Here is a 19792-nt window from a genome sequence, read left to right as displayed (position 1 = left end):
CACCGTGGACCCGGTGATCATCGCGGGGGCGGGTCCGACCGGACTCGCCCTCGCTCTCTCCCTGGCGCGGCACGGCGTGCCGAGCATCGTCCTCGACGAGTACGACCACGCGCCCTCCCCCTCCCCGGAGCGCACCGCCGTCCTGACGCCGGAGACCGCCTCCCTGGTCGCCCGGCTCGGCCACACCCGTCTGTACGAGGACGGCGCCACATGGGCCGCCTGGCGGACGCTGCGGCGCCGCCAGGAGACCGTCCGCGTCGAGTTCGGCACCGAAGGGCACGGCGGCCAGGGTCCCTCCCCCCTGCACATCACCCAGGAACGGCTGGAGCACGGACTGCGCGCCGCGATCGGGTCCCAGGCCCTGGCCCGGCTCGTGCCCGGGGCGCACGTGGACGCCGTGGAACAGGACGACTCCGGAGTGAGCGTGCGCACCCGGGGCGCCAACGGCACCTGGTGGCGCGGCAGTTACCTGGTCGGCTGCGACGGGCCGCGCTCCACGGTGCGCAAGCTGCTGGGGGTGCGCTTCCCCGGCCGCACCGCCGTCGACCGGCACGCGGTCGCCGCGCTGAAGGTCGCGCTCCCGGACGAGGGCGTGGCCCTGCTGCACCGCGAGCCGCCGGGACCCGGGGCGGGGCCGGAGGTGACGGCGCGTCCGCTGCCGGACGGCGTGTGGCGGCTGGACTGGCTGCTGCCCGCCCGCGGCGCGGACCTCACCTCCGACGAGTTGGTGTCCCGCGTCCGGGGCACCCTCACGGCCTGGTGCGGAAGCGTTCCGCCGTACGAACTGCTGGGCTCCGCCGAGTACCCGGTGCACCAGCGCCTCGCCCGGCGCTGGCGCGCGGGACGGGTCTTCCTCGCCGGCGACGCGGCCCACCTGACGGGCGCGCTCGGCGCGCAGAGCGTCGAGGAGGGCCTGCGCGACGCGGACAACCTCGGCTGGAAGCTGTCGCTGGCCTGGCACCACGGGGCCTCCGACACCCTGCTCGACAGCTACCAGGCCGAGCGGCGCGGCGCGGTCGGTGCCCGGCTGCGCGCCACCGACCAGGTGCTGCCGCTGCTGCGGGCCAACGGCGTCTGGCACACCGTCCGGCGCTCGGTGCTCTCCGGCTCCGCCCGGCGGTACGCCGAACTCCTCACCGACAGCCACATCGGGCGCGGTCCCCTGGGGGCCTCGCCGGTCTACACCCGGTCCCCGCTCGCACTGCCGGCGCCGCGCGGCTCCGCCCCGCCCTCCGCGGGCGGCCCCGCCGACGCGCCGTCCCCGCTGATCGCCGCCTGCGCCACACCGCCCGGCGGCGCCGTGACCGACGTCCCCGTCACGGCCCTCGACGGCTCCCAGGGGCATCTGTACGAGCACCTGGGGCGGGACCTGCTGGTCGTCCTCGTCGCCCCCGGCACAGGTGTGTGGGAGAGCCGGCACTGGCTCACCGCGGGGCTGATGCCACGGCTCGCCAAAGCGGTCTCCGCTCTCCCCCAGCGCGCCGAACTCCTTGTCACGGACGCCTATCCGGGCTCCACGGCGCACAGCGTGCTCCTGATCCGCCCCGACGGCCACCTCGTCGCCGTGATGACCGGTTGCCGTCCGACCGAGCTCTACGCCTACGCCGACCTCGCCCGCGGCGGCCCCCCGTCACCGGTGGAGGACCCCGTCCCGCACTGAGCGGCGGTCACCGGTCGCGCATCACCGCATCACCGCATCGCCGGTTCGCCCGCTCAGCGGGCGAACTCGGTGGCGCGGGACTCGCGGACGACGGTGATGCGGATCTGGCCGGGGTAGGTGAGTTCCTCCTCGACCTGTTTGGCGACGTCACGGGCGATGACCTGGGCCTGGATGTCGTCGACGTCGTCGGGGCGGACCATCACACGGACCTCGCGGCCGGCCTGCATGGCGAAGACCTTGACAACGCCGGGCTGGGCTGCGGCGATCTGCTCCAGGCGCTTGAGGCGGCGGACGTAGCTCTCCAGGGACTCGCGGCGGGCGCCGGGGCGGCCGCCGGAGATGGCGTCGGCGGCCTGGGTGAGGACGGCTTCGACGGTGCGCGGGTCGACCTCGTTGTGGTGGGCCTCGATGGCGTGGACGACGTCCTCGGACTCGCCGTGCCGGCGCGCGAGGTCCGCGCCGATGAGGGCGTGGCTGCCCTCGACCTCGTGCGTGAGGGCCTTGCCGATGTCGTGCAGCAGGGAGCCGCGCTTGACCGGGGCGGGCTCGACGCCGAGTTCGGCGGCCATCATGCCGGCGATGTGCGCGGACTCCAGGAGGTGGCCGAGCACGTTCTGCCCGTACGAGGTCCGGTACCGCAGCCGCCCGAGCAGGGTCACCAGCTCCGGGTGCATGTCGGTGATGCCGACCTCGGTCAGCGCGTCCTCCCCGTGCCGGACGCACAACTGCTCGACCTCGGCGACCTTGCGCTCGTAGACCTCCTCGATGCGGTGCGGGTGGATGCGGCCGTCGGTGACCAGCGCATCCAGCGCGAGGCGGGCGACCTCGCGGCGCACCGGGTCGAAGCAGGAGAGCAGCACCGCCTCGGGCGTGTCGTCGATGATCAGATTGACGCCGGTGATGGCCTCGAAGGCCCGGATGTTGCGCCCCTCGCGGCCGATGATGCGGCCCTTCATGTCGTCCCCGGGCAGCTGCAGCACCGAGACCACGGACTCGGCGGTCTGCTCCGTCGCCACCCGCTGGATCGCGGCGGCCACGATGCGCCGGGCCCGCTCCTCCCCGCGGTCGCGGGCGGCGCGCTCGATGTCCCGCACGGTCAGGGCGGCTTCGCGTTTGGCCTGCTGCTCGACGGAGCGGATCAGGTCGCCGCGGGCCTCGGTCGCGGTGTAGAGGGCCACCCGCTCCAGCACCGCACGCCGCTCGTCCTCCAGCCGGTTCACCTCGGCGCGGCGGCGGTCCAGCTCGTCGCGCTCGTCCGCCAATTCGCGGCGGCGCCGGTGAAGTTGCTCGGACTCGGCGTCGATACGGGCCTCACGGTCGATGAGCCGCTGCTCACGACGCTCCAACTCGGCCCGGATCTCGCGGACTTCCTCCTTGGCGGTGGCCCGGATCTCCCGGGCCTCGCGCTCGGCGGCCGCGCGGAGCCGCTCACGTTCCGCACGCAGCCGCAACAGCAGCGCGAACGAGATCACAGCGGAAACGACGACGACCGTGACGGAGACGGCCACGACAGTGAGTACGGATCCGGTCCCCAGCGCGATGCCCATGGCACCAACTCCCGTGTCTGCGAGGCCACGATCCCTCACCTCACCAGTTGTGAGGCTAAGTCGACTCAGAGGCACGGTCAAGGAACCTCAACGATGGTTCAGTCCGGCAGGTAGTACTCCAGCGCCTCCGGGTCGTCACCCTCCTCCTCCAGGGCGCGGCGCACCACCCTCAGGGCGAGACCCTCCGCGTACCCCTTGCGGGCGAGCATGCCGGCGAGCCGGCGGATGCGCTTGTCCCGGTCCAGACCGCGGGTGGCCCGCAGCTTGCGGTCGACGAGGGCGCGGGCCGTGGACTCCTCCTGCTCGGCGTCGAGTTGCTCGACGGCATGGCCGATCGCCTCCGCGTCGACACCCCGGGTGCGCAGCTCCTGGGCGAGGGCGCGCCGCGCAAGACCCCGGCCGCGGTGCCGGGACTCCACCCATGCGTGGGCGAAGGCCTGGTCGTCGATGAGCCCCACGTCCTCGAACCGCTCCAGCACCTCCTCGGCCGCCTCCTCCGGGATGTCCCGGCGGCGCATGGCGTCCGCGAGTTGCTTGCGCGTGCGCGGGGTCCCCGTGAGCAGGCGCAGGCAGAGCGCCCGCGCCTGCTCCACGGGGTCGAGTGGCGGCTCTTGCTCGGCCCTCGACGAGAAAGAGCCACCACGATCCTTGTGCCCGGATGCCACCGTCAGGCCTTGGCTGCCGCCGCAGTGGCCTTGGTCGCCTTGACGGCCTTGGCCGCCGGGGCCGTCGCGGCTGCGGCCGCGGTCGCCGGAGCGGGAGCGTCAGCCTCGGCCGGCGCGGCAGGACCGGCGGCGTCGGCGCCGGGCTGCTCGCCCGGAGCCTCGGGCCGGACGCCGACGCCGAGCTTCTCCTTGATCTTCTTCTCGATCTCGTCGGCGAGGTCGGGGTTGTCGCGCAGGAAGTTGCGCGCGTTCTCCTTGCCCTGGCCGAGCTGGTCGCCCTCGTAGGTGTACCAGGCGCCGGACTTGCGGATGAAGCCGTGGTCCACACCCATGTCGATCAGGCCGCCCTCGCGGCTGATGCCGTGGCCGTAGAGGATGTCGAACTCGGCCTGCTTGAAGGGCGGCGCGACCTTGTTCTTGACGACCTTGACGCGGGTGCGGTTGCCGACCGCGTCGGTACCGTCCTTCAGGGTCTCGATGCGGCGGATGTCCAGGCGCACGGAGGCGTAGAACTTCAGCGCGCGGCCACCGGTGGTGGTCTCCGGCGAGCCGAACATGACGCCGACCTTCTCGCGGAGCTGGTTGATGAAGATCGCGGTGGTCTTGGACTGGTGGAGCGCACCGGTGATCTTGCGCAGCGCCTGGCTCATCAGACGGGCCTGGAGACCCACGTGCGAGTCACCCATCTCGCCCTCGATCTCGGCCCGCGGCACGAGGGCCGCCACGGAGTCGATCACGATGAGGTCCAGCGCGCCGGAGCGGATCAGCATGTCGGTGATCTCGAGCGCCTGCTCGCCGTTGTCCGGCTGGGAGAGCAGCAGCGAGTCCACGTCCACGCCGAGGCGCTTGGCGTAGTCGGGGTCGAGGGCGTGCTCGGCGTCCACGAAGGCGACCTTGCCGCCGGCGCGCTGGGCGTTGGCCACCGCGTGCAGCGTCAGAGTCGTCTTGCCGGAGGACTCCGGGCCGTAGACCTCGACCACGCGGCCGCGCGGCAGGCCGCCGACGCCGAGCGCGACGTCCAGGGCAGTGGATCCCGTCGGGATGACCTCGATGGGCTCGTTCGGCCGGTCGCCGAGGCGCATGACGGCACCCTTGCCGAACTGCCGTTCAATCTGTGCGAGCGCGGCGTCGAGCGCCTTCTCGCGATCGGTTCCTGCCATGGGTTCCACCCTGGGTGTCTGAGTCGTTCGCTTCACGTCCAAGACGCTACTGCCTGCCACTGACAATGCGTCCCGGCGTCGCTCGGGCCTGTGGATAACTCCGTGGAAATCGGCCCGCCACACTCATGAGAATGGATGTTCGATTTGCGTGTCAAGCGACACGCACGGCTCAGGCGCCACCGCCGCCACCGTCCCGGTCGCCCCCGTCGTGGCCCGAACCCCCGGACCCGCCGGAACCACCGGAACCACCGGAATCACTGGACCCACCGGACCCACCATCGCCGTCCGTCGGCCTCCACGGCATCCGCGGCCACCGGATCCGCCGCGGCTGCGGCTCGTGGGCCCGCGGGTCGGTCACCGCGTACCGCTTCACGTACGCCCCGAGGAAACCCTGCAGGGTCGCCGTCGCCGGGATCGCCACCAGCGCCCCGACCGCGCCGAGCAGCGCGGTGCCCACGATGACCGAGCCGAAGGCCACCGCCGGGTGGATGTCCACGGTGCGCGCGGTGATCCGCGGCTGCACCAGGTAGTTCTCGAACTGCTGGTAGACCACGACGAACCCGAGCACCCACACCGCGTCCCACGGGTCCTGCGTGAACGCGATGAGCATCGGGAGCGCCCCGGCCAGGTAGGTGCCGACCGTCGGCACGAACTGCGAGACCACGCCGACCCACACCGCCAGCGCCGGGGCGTACGGGATGCCGAGGACCTGGAAGAGCACGTAGTGGGCGACCGCGGAGATCAGCGCCATCAGCGCCCGCGAGTAGAGGTAGCCGCCCGTCTTGGCGACGGCTATCTCCCAGGCGCGCAGCACCTCCGCCTGCCGGGCCGGCGGCAGCACCGAGCACACCGCCCGCCGCAGCCGGGGGCCGTCGGCGGCGAAGTAGAAAGTGAACAGGGTGATCGTCAGCACCTGGAAGACCCCGCCCAGGACGGTCGCCGACAGCCCCCAGACATTGCCCGCCTGCTTCTGCACGTAATTGCGCAGCCAGTCGGAGTGCAGGACGTTCTGCTGCAGCTTGCCGACGGACAGGTCGGTGCCGAAGGTGTGGTTGACCCACAGCACCACGTCGTCGACGTACTCCGGCAGATTCCGGCCGATCGAGGTGATCTGGTCCACCAGCAGCGACCCCAGCAGCACCACGAAGACCCCGCCCAGGACCAGGACCGCGAGGAAGACCAGCCCCGTCGCCAGCCCCCGGCGCATGCCGCGGGCGGCCATCCAGTCCACCGCCGGCTCCATCGCCAGGGCGGCGAAGAAGGCCAGCAGGATGTTCACCAGCAGCCCGATGACCTGGTGGAAGGCCCACTCCGCCAGTTGGAGCGCGGCCAGCAGCGCCACCGCCAGCACCATGGCCCGCGGCAGCCACCGGGGCATCCTCGGCATCCCGGCGCCGTCCCCGGCGCCCTCCTCCGGGCCCCCGGGCGGCCCGGAGGGTATACGGCTCGTCGTCTCGTCGCTTCCTGCCACGGGCACAGTCTCGCGCAGTGGTCAGCGCCGTGAGGCCGGTACGTCCATGGCGGCGCACACCGCGCGCCAGACGTCCTTCGCCGCCCAGCCCGCCTCCAGCGCCTGGTACACGGTCCGGCCGCCCAGCTCGGACATGACATGGTCACGCGCGAACGAGTCGGCGTAGGCATCGCCGAAGTGCGCGTGCATCCGCTCCCAGAACACCGTCAGCTTCATGCCGCCCAGTATCGCGTGTCGCGCGGACGGACCACGGACGGGCCGAGTGACGGCCGCGGGCGTCAGTTCACCACGGCTCCCGCAGGGCCGGAGCCGGGTCCCGGATCGAGATCCTGGCCGAGGTAGTAAGGGTTCTCCACGACCATGCCGCTGAGCCACACCCTGGGGTGCGCCTTGACCATGGGGATGATCAGGTCCCCGCCGAAGAGTTCGAGGTCGTACATGCGGACGCCCACCTGCGGACAGGCCCTCGGCCGGGAAGCGGCGCGCGTCTCGTGCTCCACCAGCTCGCGGACGAAGTCCGGCCGCACCAGGGGGTACGCCCAGCTCATGTCCACGGCGATCCGCAGCAGCCCGGGACGGCCGTTCCCGCTCCCCTCGCCGACCCCGTCCCCGCCGAAGGCCCCGTCGAGGGCCCCGTCGAGGGCCCCGTCGAAAGCCCCGTTCCGCAGGTAGACGTCCCGCGGGTCCCTGATCAGGAGACGGTCGGCCGCCCGGCCGAGGGACGGCACCTCGGCGGCCAGCGCCTCGCGGTACACCCGGCCCTCGTCCGCGGCCAGCAGCGCGCAGACGTGCCCCTTGCGGAGCCCGTCCGCGAGGAAGGGGGTGACGAGCCGGTCGCGTTCCGCGCGTCCCCGGTAGAAGGCGCAGAGGTGGTCGCCCCGGCGCAGGGGCACGCCGCCCGCGGTGGCGACGGTCAGGGAGGCCGCCCCGGCGGCGACATGCTGCTCCATGGAGTGCTCCTCGTCACGGACCGCCGCCGTCCAGGACCCTCCACACCCGCGTCGCAACGTGCAGGTTGAGCCGGCTGTCGACGTCCGTGAGGTCGTTCCCGCCGATGTCGCGGATGCGCTGCAGCCGGTAGCGCAGCGTGCTGCGGTGGATGCCCAGAGCGGCGGCCGTCGCGTCGTAGTTGCCCCCGCACTCGAAGTACTGCGCAAGGGTGCGGGCCAGGTCGCAGTGGTGCGCGGCGTCGTAGTCCAGGAGCGGGCCGAGCCATTCCCGGACGAAGTGCCTGACCTCCTGGTAGTCGCCGTCGCCCAGTCCGAGGATGCGGTAGAAGCCCAGGTCGTCGAAGGTCGTGGCACCGTTGGGGGACTGGGAGCGGCAGCGCACCTCCAGGGCCCTGAGCGCCTGTTGGAAGGAGCGCGGAAGGTCGCTCGGGGCGTCGCAGCGGCCTCCCACACCGATCGCGCCCCTGGCGGTGCCCAGTTCGCGGGAGACCGCCTGGTGGAGCGCGTCCGCGGGGGGCCGCCCCTGGAAGACGAGCACGGCCATGCCCGACCGCCGCGCCGGCAGGCACCGCAGCCGCAGTCCCGCGGCGGCGCGGCCGACCGCCTGGACGAAGGCGTCGTCGGCCGCCCGGCCCTCCCACTGGACGGCGGCCGGGTAGTGGGGGCCGTGCAGGTCGTGCCCGATCGCGGCGGCGCGGGCGTACGCGCTCTCGTCGTCGGTCCCCGCGACCAGGTCGTCCACGAGCTCGCGGCGCAGCCGCAGTTCCACCTCGGCGAGGCTGTGCAGGTGGGCCAGTTCCAGGGAGAGCGCGGTGCACGCGTGGTCGAGGGTGAACTCGTCCTGTTCGTCACGGCGGTCCGGCGCGGCGACCAGCGCCATGGCCCCCAGGACCTCGCCGCGGTGCTGGACCACGGCGATGAGGCGGTCGCCGACGCGCAGCGGCCGCAGCCGGCGGGCGGCCTCCTGCAGCAGCAGTTCGCGCCGGTCGGCGTCGGACTTGGGGTACGGATCGGGGCGGCCGGGACCGGCCCAGGCCCGCAGGTTGCCGAAGCGGTCCTCGATGGCCACGGGGCAGCCGGTGAGCCGGTGGACGGCGGCGGCGATGCCCGCCACGCCGCTGCCGCTCGCCGTCGCCTCGCTGAGCACCTCGTGGACGGTCCGCTGGTAGGTGAGCTCGGCGACGGACGCGGCGAGCTGTGCGTTCACGCTCTCCCGTTCCTCGTTGAGCCGCCGCAGTTCCTCGGCGTGCTCGCGTTCGCGGCACCGGGCCGTGGCGTTCGCCAGGGCGGCCGAGGTCTGCTGGGCGAGCACGTGGATCAGGAAGCGCTCGTCGTCTGTGGGCGTCGTGGGCGCGCTGACCACCAGGTGCCCGATGCCGCCGCCGCGGGTGTGCAGGGCGAAGGCCCAGCCCCAGGCGCGCCCGCGCACGAGGACGGGGCCTTCCCTGCCGTCCAGCTGCCGCAGGCGGTCGCCGAGTCCTGGCACGGCGCGCCGTCCGGCCGAGGGGACGTCGGCACCGGACCCGTCGGCGGTGAGGTGGCAGGCCTCCGCCCGGCAGGGGCCGAGCGCCGCGACGGACGTCAGGGCCAGCCGCATGATGTCGGCCTCGTCCCGGCCGTCGTTCATGATCATCGAGAGGACGAAGAGGCTGTAGAGATTCGCCAGGTGTTCCTGGTCCCAGTTCCTGGTGCGGGCCGTACAGGCCGTGCGGACCATGCGGACCCGGTCGGCCTCGCTCATGGAAGCGCTCATGGTGAGCCGGCTCCTCTTCGACGAACCACTCCTGCACGCCCCATCACCGCTCCTGGCCGAGTCATGCACGATTTGCTCATTTTTGTACCTAATCGACACCTTGTGCTGCCAGGACGAGAAACACCGCGGATTTGGTACTGGCAGGCGCAGGCAGCCGCCCGGTTCCGGCCGGGACGCTGGAGGCGATGCCGGCGCCGGGGGCCCTCCATTGCGCCGCCTTGTGCCCACAGGTCTCCTGCAGGGCGGCCGCCGGCCCCCGGTGCCGGTCCGCAGCACAGCGCGCGGACGGGCGGGAAGCCCTCGATGTGAAGGAGCACCCCATGGCCAAGGCAGTCGGGATCGACCTCGGGACCACCAACTCGGTGATCGCCGCCTGGGAGGGCGGGGAGGCGACGGTGATCCCCAACTCCGAGGGCAACCGCACGACCCCGTCGGTGGTCGCGTTCACCGACACCGGCGAGCGCCTGGTCGGCCAGCTCGCCCGGCGGCAGGCGATCCTCAACCCGAAGGGCACCATCTACTCGGCCAAGCGCTTCATCGGCCGCCGGTACGACGAGATCCCGGAGGAGGCGAAGGCCGTCGGCTTCGACGTCGTGCCCGACGAGCACGGCAACGCGCGCTTCAAGATCCGCGACAAGCTCTACGCGCCGGAGGAGATCAGCGCCCTGGTGCTGCGCAAGCTCGCCGACGACGCCGGGAAGCAGCTCGGAGAGCGCGTGACGGAGGCGGTCATCACGGTGCCCGCCTACTTCAACGACGCCCAGCGCACCGCCACCAAGGACGCCGGCCGCATCGCGGGCCTGGAGGTCCTCCGCATCATCAACGAGCCGACCGCGGCCGCGCTCGCCTACGGCCTGGACAAGAAGGAGCACGAGACGGTGCTCGTCTTCGACCTGGGCGGCGGCACCTTCGACGTGAGCCTGCTCGACGTCGGGGACGGCGTGGTCGAGGTGCGGTCCACGGCGGGCGACAGCCACCTGGGCGGCGACGACTTCGACCGCCGCCTGGTGGACTACCTCGCGGACCGGTTCCAGAAGGAGAACGGCATCGACCTGCGCAAGGACCCGCAGGCGCTGCAGCGCCTCTTCGAGGCCGCGGAGAAGGCCAAGACGGAGCTGAGCTCGGTGACGCAGACGCAGGTGAGCCTGCCGTTCATCACCGCCGACGCGTCCGGCCCGAAGCACCTGACCGAGACGGTCATGCGCTCCACCTTCGAGCAGATCACCGCGGACCTGGTCGAACGCACCATGGGGCCGGTCAAGCAGGCGATGTCCGACGCCAAGATCGGCGAGAACGACATCGACGAGGTCATCCTCGTCGGCGGCTCCACGCGCATCCCCGCCGTCCAGCAGCTGGTCCGCCGGCTGACCGGCGGCAAGGAACCCAACATGAGCGTCAACCCGGACGAGGTCGTGGCCCTGGGTGCCGCCATCCAGGCCGGCGTGCTCAAGGGCGAGGTCAAGGACGTCCTGCTGCTGGACGTGACCCCGCTGTCGCTCGGCGTGGAGACCCGCGGCGGCGTGATGACCAAGATCATCGACCGGAACACCACCGTCCCGGTGCGCCGCGCCGAGACGTTCTCGACCGCGGAGGACAACCAGCCGGCGGTGGACGTGGTGGTGCTGCAGGGCGAGCGCGAGTCCGCGGCCGACAACCGCGTGCTCGGCCGCTTCCAGCTCAAGGACATCCGGCCCGCACCCCGCGGGGAACCGCAGGTCGAGGTCACCTTCGACGTCGACGCCAACGGCATCCTGAACGTCACCGCGCGCGACAAGGACACCGGCGCCGAGCAGGGCATCACCATCAGCGAGGGGTCCAACCTCGAACAGGGCGAGATCGAGCGGATGGTCCGGGAGGCCGAGCAGCACCGCGGCGAGGACAAGGCGCTGCGCGAGGGCGTGGACGCCCGCAATGAGCTGGACGCGGTCGCCTACCAGGTGGAGCGCCGGCTCGACGAGCTGGGCGACGCCGCCCCGGCGCACGAGAAGGCACGGGCGGAGATGCTCGTGGCCGACGCCAGGGAGGCCGTCAAGCAGGAGGCGGCGCTGGACCGCGTCCGGTCGCTGTCCTCGGACCTCCAGCAGGTCCACGCCTCACTGACCGCGGCCCGGCCCTCCGCGGGTCCCGGGGCGCAGGAACCGGCCGCCGGAGCAGGCGCGGGGCAGGAGAGCCGCGTCGGCGGCGCGGGCGCCGACGACGACGTGATCGACGCCGAGTTCGACAAGGGCTGATGGGCGCCCATGTCCACCGAACAGGAACCGACGACGCCCCGGCCCGAGCCCGTCGACGTCCCGGCCGAGGTCCCCGGGCAGGCCCCGCAGGAGGTGACGGGGGCGGCCGCCGCCGGTGCCGCCCCCGGGCCGGACGAACAGGCCGCCGCGCTGGAGGAGTTGCAGGACCGCTGGCGTCGCGCCCTCGCCGACCTGGACAACGTCCGCAAGCGGCAGGCCAGGGAGCTGGAGCGTGAACGGCTCACCGAACGCACCCGCACGGCGGCCGCCTGGCTGCCCGTGGTCGACAACCTCGAACTGGCCATCGTCCACGCCAGGTCGGACTCCTCCGCCGTGCTGGAGGGCGTCAAGGCGGTGCGCGACCAGGCCGTGGACGTGCTGCGCGGTCTCGGGTACTCCCGCCACGAGGAGACCGGGGTGCCCTTCGACCCGGCCCGCCACGAGGTCGTCGGGGTGGTCGACGACCCGGCGGCGGAGCCGAACTCCGTGGTCCAGGTGGTGCGTCCCGGCTACGGCGAGGACGGGTCGCAGTTGCGCCCGGCCTCCGTCGTGGTCGCCAAGCGTCAGGAGTGACGACCGATGGCACGGGACTACTACCAGGTGCTCGGGGTGGCGCGTGACGCGACCTCCGAGGAGATCCAGCAGGCGTTCCGCTCCCAGGCCCGCAAGTTCCACCCCGACATCAACAAGGACCCGGGGGCGGAGGAGCGCTTCAAGGAGCTCAACGACGCGTACGGCGCGCTGTCCGACCCCGCCACGCGGCGGCGCTACGACCGCTTCGGCGAGGATTTCCGCCGCGTTCCCGAGGACTACGACGAACGCGTGGGCGCGGGCGTCGGGGCCGGGGGGAGGGCCCGCACGGGCGGTGGCTGGTCCGGATGGCCCGGCGGAGGCGGAGGTGGGGGCGACGGCAGCCGGGTCCGCTTCGTCTCGGACGGCGCCGAGGGGTTCGAAGGCGTCGACTTCGAGGACCTGTTCGGCGGGATGTTCGGCCGCGGCGGCACCCGCGGTCCGGTGCCCGGCGCCGACCAGGAGGCCGAGATCCGGCTGAGTGTGGAGGACGCCTACCACGGCGGGAAGCGCGGCATCACCCTCGGCGGACCGGCCGGGCAGCGCGCCTACGACGTCACGATCCCCCGCGGGGTGACCGACGGCCAGCGCATACGGCTGGCCGGCCAGGGCGGTCGCGGCAGCGGCGACGCACCGCCGGGCGATCTGTACCTGCGCGTGCGGATCCAGCCCGATCCGCGGTTCCGCCTGGAGGGCCGGGACATCCACGTCGTCCTGCCGGTCACGCCCTGGGAGGCGGCGCTCGGCGCTACGGTGCCGGTCCCCACGCCCGGGGGCACCGCCAAGGTGACCGTCCCGGGCGGCTCGTCCAGCGGGCGCAGGCTCCGTCTGCGCGGCGAGGGCATGCCCGACCCCCGCGGCTCCGCGGGCGATCTGTACGCGGAGGTCCGGGTCATGGTGCCGACCGATGTCACCGACCGGGAGCGCCGGCTCTACGAGGAGCTGGCCGACGTCTCGTCCTTCGACCCGAGGAAGCAAGGATGACCAGCGATCCGCGGCCCCGAGCCGCCGTCCGGCAGCCGGCTCCTGACGTCCGGAAGGCCGCCCCCGCGCACCGGCCGGGCCTGAACGTCGTCGTGCGCGGAACGGCCATGGTGCCGGTCCGCCGGCTCGACCTGGAGCTCGTCGCGCGGCGTTCGGGCCTCCACCCCGACCTCGTGCGCAGGTTCGTCGCCCTCGGCCTGGTCGACGCGGACCGGGACGCCGAAGGCCGGCTGTGGTTCGCGCCGACCGTCCCGGCGAAGCTGGCCCGCGTCCAGCGGCTGCGGGCCGGACTGTCACTGAACTACGCCTCGTTGGGCGTCGTGCTCGATCTGCTCGACCGGATCGCCGAACTCGAGGCCGCCCTGAGGAGGGCGAACGCCGGCTCCAGGAGTGATGAATCGTGGATATGAACCGGCTCACCCAGAAGTCCCAGGAGGCGCTGCAGGAGGCGCAGACGATCGCCGGCCGGCTGCACCAGACCGAGGTCGACGGCGAGCACCTGCTGCTCGCCCTCCTCGACCAGCCGGACGGCCTCGTACCCCGGCTGTTCGAGCGGAGCGGTGCGCAGGTCGGGGCGCTGCGCAAGGAGCTGTCCGAGGAACTGGCGCGCCGTCCCAAGGTGACCGGACCCGGCGCCACTCCGGGCCAGGTGTACATCACCCAGCGGCTGGCCGGGCTGCTGGACACCGCGGAGCAGGAGGCCAGGCGGCTCAAGGACGAGTACGTGTCCGTGGAGCACCTGGTGCTGGCGCTGGCCGACGAGGGCTCGCGCACCGCCTCGGGCCGGCTGCTCAAGGAGAACGGCGTCACCAAGGACGGGTTCCTCACGGCGCTGACCCGGATCCGCGGCAACCAGCGGGTCACCTCGGCCACCCCCGAGGCCTCCTACGAGGCGCTGGAGAAGTACGGCCGCGATCTGGTCGCCGAGGCGCGCGGCGGCAGTATGGACCCGGTCATCGGCAGGGACGCGGAGATCCGCAGGGTCATCCAGATCCTCAGCCGCAAGACGAAGAACAACCCCGTGCTGATCGGCGATCCCGGTGTCGGCAAGACGGCCATCGTGGAGGGGCTGGCGCAGCGGATCGTCCGCGGTGACGTCCCCGACGGCCTGCGCGACAAGACGATCTTCTCCCTCGACATGAGCCTGCTGGTGGCGGGCGCCAAGTACCGCGGCGAGTTCGAGGAGCGGCTGCAGGCCGTGCTGAGCGAGGTCAAGGGCGGCGAGGGCCGCATCCTGCTCTTCGTCGACGAACTGCACACAGTGGTGGGCGCGGGCGGCGGGTCCGAGGGCGCCATGGACGCCGGGAACATGCTCAAGCCGATGCTGGCACGCGGCGAACTGCACATGATCGGCGCCACCACACTGGAGGAGTACCGCAAGTACGTCGAGTCCGACGCGGCCCTGGAACGCCGCTTCCAGCAGGTGCTGGTGGACGAGCCGAGCGTGGAGGACACCGTGTCCATCCTGCGCGGGCTGCGCGAGCGCCTGGAGGTCTTCCACGGCGTGAAGATCCAGGACACCGCGCTGGTCGCGGCGGCGACGCTGAGCCACCGCTACATCTCCGACCGCTTCCTGCCGGACAAGGCCATCGACCTGGTGGACGAGGCGTGCGCCCGGCTGCGGACCGAGATCGACTCCATGCCGGCCGAACTGGACGAGATCACACGGCGGGTGACCCGCCTGGAGATCGAGGACGCGGCCCTGGTCAAGGAGACGGACCCGGCCAGCGCCACGCGCCTGGAGGAGCTGCGCCGCGAACTGTCCGACCTGCGCGCCCGGGCGGACGCGATGCAGGCCCAGTGGGAGGCCGAGCGCCAGGCCATCCGGCGGGTGCAGCAACTGCGCCAGGAGCTGGAGCAGGTACGCCAGGAGGCCGAGAAGGCCGAACGCGCCTACGACCTCAACCGCGCGGCGGAACTGCGCTACGGCAGGCTCACCGATCTCGAACGGCGGCTGGCCGCCGAGGAGGAGGCCCTCGCCGCCAAGCAGGGCGACAACCGGCTGCTGCGCGAGGTCGTCACCGAGGACGAGATCGCCGAGATCGTCGCCGCCTGGACCGGCATCCCGGTGGCCCGGCTCCAGGAGGGCGAGCGGGAGAAGCTGCTGCGCCTGGACGAGATCCTCACGGAGCGCGTGATCGGTCAGGACGAGGCCGTCCGGCTGGTCACCGACGCCATCATCCGGGCCCGGTCCGGCATCCGCGACCCGCGGCGCCCCATCGGCTCGTTCATCTTCCTCGGCCCCACGGGCGTCGGGAAGACCGAGCTGGCCAAGGCGCTGGCCGCGACGCTCTTCGACACCGAGGAGAACATCGTCCGGCTCGACATGAGCGAGTACCAGGAACGGCACACCGTCAGCCGGCTGGTCGGCGCCCCTCCGGGGTACGTCGGCTACGAGGAGGGCGGCCAGCTCACCGAGGCCGTGCGCCGCAAGCCGTACTCGGTGGTGCTCTTCGACGAGATCGAGAAGGCCCACCCCGACGTGTTCAACACCCTGCTCCAGGTGCTCGACGACGGCCGGATCACCGACGCGCAGGGCCGCACCGTCGACTTCCGCAACACCATCGTCATCATGACCTCCAACATCGGCTCGGCCCACCTGCTCGACGGCGTCACCCCCGACGGCGAGGTCAAGCCCGATGCCCGGGCGCTGGTGATGGGCGAGCTGCAGAGCCACTTCCGGCCCGAGTTCCTCAACCGCGTCGACGACATCGTGCTGTTCAAGCCGCTCGGCCTGAAGCAGATCGAGCGCATCGTCGAGCTGCAGATCGACGACCTGCGCCGGCGGCTGGCGGAGCGGCGGATCACCGTCGAACTCAGCGACGCCGCCCGCGAGCTGATCGCCGAGCAGGGCTTCGACCCCGTCTACGGCGCCCGGCCGCTGCGCCGGTACATCTCCCACGAGGTGGAGACGCTGGTGGGCCGGGCTCTGATCCGCGGCGACGTGCGGGACGGCACGGCGATCGGGGTCGACGCCCGGGACGGCGAACTGGTGGTGACCTACGGCGACCGGCCGCGGACGACCGCCCAGGGCCGGCTGGCCTCGTGAGAGGGAGGCGGGAGCGATCATGTCCGTGACGTCCGTGAACCGGAGCACCACCGTCGCCTGCGGCACCTGCGGGCGCACGAACCGCGTGCCGGTGGCGGCGCAGGGGCGGCCCCGCTGCGGCAACTGCGGCGCCGCGCTGCCGTGGATCGTCGACGCGGGCGACGACGACTTCGACGGGATCGCCGGGACCACCGGGGAGACGGCCCCGGTCGTGCTGGTGGACCTGTGGGCCACCTGGTGCGGTCCCTGCCGTCTGGTGAGCCCCGCGCTGGAACGGGTCGCCCGGCAGCTCGCCGGGAGGCTCAAGCTCGTCAAGGTCGACATCGACCGCGCGCCGGCGATCGCACAGCGCTTCCAGGTGATGGCGGTGCCGACCCTGGTCCTGCTCGGCCGGGGCGAGGAGATCGCCCGGCGGGCGGGCGCGGCGCCCGACCACGAACTGCGCCGATGGGTGGAGGAGAGCATCGCGGACCGCGGCTGACGCCGCCCGGCCGGCGGAAGGAGCACTGTCATGGTGAGGCAACCGGGCCCGTGCCCGGCGGCCGTGGTCCGCACGGCCGGGCGCACGGTCTGATGGACGCCTCGGCCACCCCCGCGCGCCGTGTCGCGCGCGAGACTCCCGACCGCTACGGCGCCTTCCCGCGGCTGACGCAGGCACAGCTCGGCGAACTCTCGGCGCACGGCGAGCGCCGCCGTACGCACGACGGCGAGGTGCTGTTCCGCGAGGGCGAGCCCTTCCAGGAGTTCCTCGCCCTCCTCGGCGGCACCGTGGAGATCCTCCACGGCTACGGGGGGCCGGACGAACGAGCGGTCGCCGTCCACGGCCCCGGCCGGTTCCTCGGCGAACTCGGCCTGCTCGAAGGGCGGACGGCGTTCGAGACGGCCGTGGTCCGCGAGTCCGGGGAGATCCTCGCCGTGCCGGTGGCGCGCCAGCGCGAACTGGTCGCCCGCGACCCGGTCCTGGGCGACCTGGTGCTGCGGGCCCACCTCGGGCGCCGCTCCCTGCTCATCGGGCTCGGCGTGGGCCTGCGCGTCCTCGGCTCGCGCCACTCGCCGCGGACCTTGCGGCTGCGCGAGTTCGCGGCGCGCAACCGGCTGCCCCACCGGTGGATCGACCTGGAGAGGGACAAGGAGGCCGAGGCGCTGCTTCGCCGGTTCGGCATCCGCCCCGAGCAGACCCCGGTGGTCATCTGGAGGGGGCAGCAGGTGCTCCGCAACCCCACCCCCGCCGAACTCGCCCGTCTCGTCGGGCTGCCGGCACCCGGCCGCCGGCCGGCCGTCCACGACCTCGTCGTGATCGGCGCGGGCCCCGCGGGTCTCGCGGCCTCGGTGCACGGGGCGTCCGACGGGCTCACGACCGTCACCGCCGACGCGGTGGCCACCGGCGGCCAGGCCGCCTTGTCCTCACGCGTCGAGGACCACCTCGGCTTCCCCTCCGGCATCTCCGGGCGCGAACTCGCCGAGCGCTGCGTGCTCCAGGCGCACGGGTTCGGCGCGCGGCTCACCGTGCCCGCCGAGGCGACCGCGCTGGAGGCCGGTGACGACCACTGCACGGTCACCTTCGCCGACGGCTCGCACAGCCGGGCCCGTGCCGTCGTCCTGGCGCCGGGCGTGCACTACCGCAGGCTCGACGTCCCGGGCATCGGGCGCTTCGAGGGCGGCAGCGTCTTCTACGCCGCCACCGTCCATGAGGCGGGCCGGTACGGACCGCACCCGGTCGCCGTCGTCGGCGGCGGGGACTGCGCGGGACAGGCGGCGCTCCTCCTCGCCGGGCACTCGCCCCTGGTGCGCCTCGTGGTCCGCGGCGACGACCTCGACCGGCACATGTCGCGCTACCTGGTGGACCAGGTGCGGCGCCACCCACGGATCGAGGTGCTGCTCGACAGCGAGATCCGCGCGGTCGCCGGCACGGACGCGCTGGAAACGGTGACGGTGGAGAACACCGTCACCGGCGCGTGCCACGAGGCCACCGCGAGGGCGCTGTTCGTGCTCATCGGCGCCCGCCCGCGCACGCGGTGGCTGCGCGGCGTGGTCGGACTCGACGAGGGCGGCTTCGTCCTCACCGGCCCCGCCGCCGAGGCGGCGGCCGACGCGGACGTCTGGGCACCGCTCGGGCGCGGCCCGATGCTGCTGGAGACGACCCTGCCCGGCGTGTTCGCCGCCGGGGACGTCCGCAGCGGCTCGGTCAAGAGGGTGGCCGCCGCGGCCGGCGAGGGGGCGATGGCGATCCGCCTCGTGCACGAGCACCGCGCGCAGGAGGGCAATCTCGTCCGCTCATCGGACCAGGGGGAGGGGCAGCCGGTGCCGGGCCGACCGTCCTCCTGGCGCTGACCCCCGGGTCCGGCCCGGAGGCGACGGGCCCGCGCCCACCTCCCGGGCGTCCTGCCATAAGGTGCCGGTCATGAGCCATCCGACCCCGTGGGAACCCAAGAACCCCTTGGAGCAGCGGGCCTCGCACGAGGACCGCGACCGGATATCCGACGTCCTGCGGGTCGCCGCCGGGGACGGCCGGCTGAGCCTTGAGGAACTGGAGGAGCGGCTGGAGGCCTGCTACGCGGCCCGCACCTACGCCGACCTCGCCCCGCTGGTCGCCGACCTCCCCGGCCAGGACCTGGTGCGGCAGCCGCCGCGGCAGCCCCGGCCGAAGGACGTCGTGCAGACCAGGCGGGTGGGCGGGAACCTCCGCTGCGAGGGGGCCTGGCTGGTGCCGAAGAGGCTGGAGGCGGAGGTGCGCGGCGGCAATGTGGTCCTCGACTTCACCTCCGCCACGGTCACCGAACCGGTCACCGAGGTCGACGTGACGCTGCGCGGCGGCAATCTGCGGCTGATCGTCCCGGCGGGCCACGAGGTGGACGCCGCCGGGGTCGAGATCCGCGGCGGCTCCGTCGTGCACCGCCGCACGGGCGACCGGGACCGGGACGCCCCGGTCGTGCACCGGATCGTGGTCACCGGCCGCATCGTGGGCGGCAACGTGGTGGTCGTCCCGCCCCGTCCCCCGCGCCGTCCGGGCCGCCTCCGCAGGATGCTGGGCCGCGGCTAGGAGCTCCGACCGCCGTCGTCACCAGGACGTTGTGGAAGTTCCTCAGCCGGCACCTGTGCCACCCCGTCGAACTGCTCGGCGAGGCGTCGCGGGCCTGCGAACGCATCGGCATCGACTTCGCCCGGGTCGACTCGCTCGCCGCCTACGCCGACGGCGCCTGGGCCGGCGAGACCCTGGCCCAGCGGCCGCGCCCGCTGAGCCGGGCCATCGGCGAGATCGTCCTGCGGGCCACCGACCTGGCCGACGCGGGCGGCTGGATCGGCGACGCCGACCGCGCCGCCGCCGCGCGGCTGCTCGGCGCCCTGGGCTCCGACCACCCCGCCGACCTGACCGTCGACGACGCGGCGCTGCTCGCCCGGCCCTCCCGCGCCCGGGAGGCGGCGGCCGCCAGGTGCGAGCCTCGCCGCCCCGCTGGGCGAGTGCGCCGCCGCGCTGCCCGCGCCCGAGAGCCTGCCCGAGGAACGGATCCTGGCCGACAGCGGTCCGCTCGCCGCGCCGCAGGCGTTCGACCTCGAACGCGCCCCGCGCGTGATCGTTCCGGCGACCGGGGAGCGTTCGGGCGTACATTCGACATATGCGACAGCCAACCGCCGGCGCGCGGCTGCCGGCCCGAGAAGCGGGGCTCCGGGTCCTCTGACGCCATGGGACCGCGATGAGCAGCACCTTCTGGCGCCGTATCCGGTGGCACCCGCCGCAGGGGACCGCCCCACCG

General features: G+C 73.3%; 16 protein-coding genes and 1 pseudogene. 10 read left to right on the top strand and 7 right to left on the bottom strand.

What is annotated here, in order from left to right; all coding sequences use genetic code 11:
• Positions 1 to 4 precede the first annotated feature (4 nt).
• Positions 5 to 1660, top strand: coding sequence for an FAD-dependent monooxygenase (locus ACFYXS_RS10160; RefSeq protein ID WP_389245938.1), 1656 nt, complete (start codon positions 5 to 7; stop codon positions 1658 to 1660).
• 53 nt (positions 1661 to 1713) lie between these two features.
• Here ACFYXS_RS10160 and rny read toward each other — a convergent pair whose 3' ends face one another.
• The 7 genes and pseudogenes from rny to ACFYXS_RS10125 all read right to left on the bottom strand — a co-directional run bounded on the left by rny (position 1714) and on the right by ACFYXS_RS10125 (position 9206).
• Complete coding sequence (gene rny / locus ACFYXS_RS10155; RefSeq protein WP_389245936.1) at positions 1714 to 3207, bottom strand: ribonuclease Y; 1494 nt, start codon at positions 3205 to 3207, stop codon at positions 1714 to 1716.
• Positions 3208 to 3305: 98 nt separating this feature from the next.
• Positions 3306 to 3938 (bottom strand): annotated as a pseudogene (gene recX / locus ACFYXS_RS10150) (recombination regulator RecX); the annotation flags it as partial.
• Complete coding sequence (gene recA / locus ACFYXS_RS10145; RefSeq protein ID WP_389245934.1) at positions 3875 to 5032, bottom strand: recombinase RecA; 1158 nt, start codon at positions 5030 to 5032, stop codon at positions 3875 to 3877. The gene recA and the pseudogene recX, both read right to left, overlap by 64 nt.
• 169 nt (positions 5033 to 5201) lie before the next feature.
• A complete protein-coding gene (locus ACFYXS_RS10140) occupies positions 5202 to 6410 on the bottom strand; it encodes an AI-2E family transporter (RefSeq protein ID WP_389245932.1) in 1209 nt (402 codons plus the stop codon).
• A 114-nt stretch (positions 6411 to 6524) separates the two neighbouring features.
• Positions 6525 to 6719: a DUF3046 domain-containing protein gene (locus ACFYXS_RS10135; RefSeq protein ID WP_389245930.1), complete on the bottom strand. Its 195-nt coding sequence runs from the start codon at positions 6717 to 6719 to the stop codon at positions 6525 to 6527.
• A 62-nt stretch (positions 6720 to 6781) separates the two neighbouring features.
• On the bottom strand, positions 6782 to 7453 hold the full coding sequence (locus ACFYXS_RS10130; RefSeq protein WP_389245928.1) for an MEDS domain-containing protein: 672 nt from the start codon (positions 7451 to 7453) through the stop codon (positions 6782 to 6784).
• Between the two features lie 13 nt (positions 7454 to 7466).
• Positions 7467 to 9206 carry a PucR family transcriptional regulator gene (locus tag ACFYXS_RS10125; protein ID WP_389245926.1) on the bottom strand — a complete coding sequence of 580 codons (1740 nt, stop codon included), beginning with the start codon at positions 9204 to 9206 and terminating at the stop codon, positions 7467 to 7469.
• A gap of 320 nt (positions 9207 to 9526) precedes the next feature.
• Here ACFYXS_RS10125 and dnaK point away from each other — a divergent pair, with 320 nt between their 5' ends.
• The 9 genes from dnaK (at position 9527) to ACFYXS_RS10080 (ending at position 19736) form a co-directional block, all read left to right on the top strand.
• Positions 9527 to 11437 (top strand): molecular chaperone DnaK, encoded by a 1911-nt coding sequence (gene dnaK / locus ACFYXS_RS10120; RefSeq protein WP_389245924.1) that lies wholly within the window; start codon positions 9527 to 9529, stop codon positions 11435 to 11437.
• A 9-nt stretch (positions 11438 to 11446) separates the two neighbouring features.
• On the top strand, positions 11447 to 12010 hold the full coding sequence (locus ACFYXS_RS10115; RefSeq protein ID WP_389245922.1) for a nucleotide exchange factor GrpE: 564 nt from the start codon (positions 11447 to 11449) through the stop codon (positions 12008 to 12010).
• Positions 12011 to 12016: 6 nt separating this feature from the next.
• Entirely contained in the window at positions 12017 to 12991 is a 975-nt protein-coding gene (locus ACFYXS_RS10110; protein WP_389245920.1) for a DnaJ C-terminal domain-containing protein, read from the top strand.
• A complete protein-coding gene (locus ACFYXS_RS10105) occupies positions 12988 to 13401 on the top strand; it encodes a chaperone modulator CbpM (RefSeq protein WP_389245918.1) in 414 nt (137 codons plus the stop codon). Before ACFYXS_RS10110 ends, ACFYXS_RS10105 begins: the two co-directional genes overlap by 4 nt.
• On the top strand, positions 13392 to 16040 hold the full coding sequence (gene clpB, locus ACFYXS_RS10100) for an ATP-dependent chaperone ClpB (RefSeq protein ID WP_389245916.1): 2649 nt from the start codon (positions 13392 to 13394) through the stop codon (positions 16038 to 16040). The genes ACFYXS_RS10105 and clpB overlap by 10 nt, the downstream gene beginning before the upstream one ends.
• Positions 16041 to 16059: 19 nt before the next feature.
• Positions 16060 to 16521, top strand: a complete 462-nt coding sequence (locus ACFYXS_RS10095) for a thioredoxin family protein (RefSeq protein ID WP_389245914.1) — start codon at positions 16060 to 16062, stop codon at positions 16519 to 16521.
• Positions 16522 to 16613: 92 nt separating this feature from the next.
• Positions 16614 to 18371 (top strand): FAD-dependent oxidoreductase, encoded by a 1758-nt coding sequence (locus tag ACFYXS_RS10090; RefSeq protein ID WP_389246864.1) that lies wholly within the window; start codon positions 16614 to 16616, stop codon positions 18369 to 18371.
• Positions 18372 to 18441: 70 nt separating this feature from the next.
• On the top strand, positions 18442 to 19080 hold the full coding sequence (locus ACFYXS_RS10085) for a DUF1707 domain-containing protein (protein WP_389245912.1): 639 nt from the start codon (positions 18442 to 18444) through the stop codon (positions 19078 to 19080).
• A gap of 29 nt (positions 19081 to 19109) precedes the next feature.
• A complete protein-coding gene (locus ACFYXS_RS10080) occupies positions 19110 to 19736 on the top strand; it encodes a hypothetical protein (RefSeq protein ID WP_389245910.1) in 627 nt (208 codons plus the stop codon).
• Positions 19737 to 19792 lie beyond the last annotated feature (56 nt).

The organism is Streptomyces sp. NPDC002574 (assembly GCF_042889545.1).
In the GTDB taxonomy this organism is placed as follows: Bacteria; Actinomycetota; Actinomycetes; order Streptomycetales; family Streptomycetaceae; genus Actinacidiphila.
Note: the sequence above shows the minus strand (reverse complement) of the source record. Positions and strands in the feature narration are given on the sequence as shown.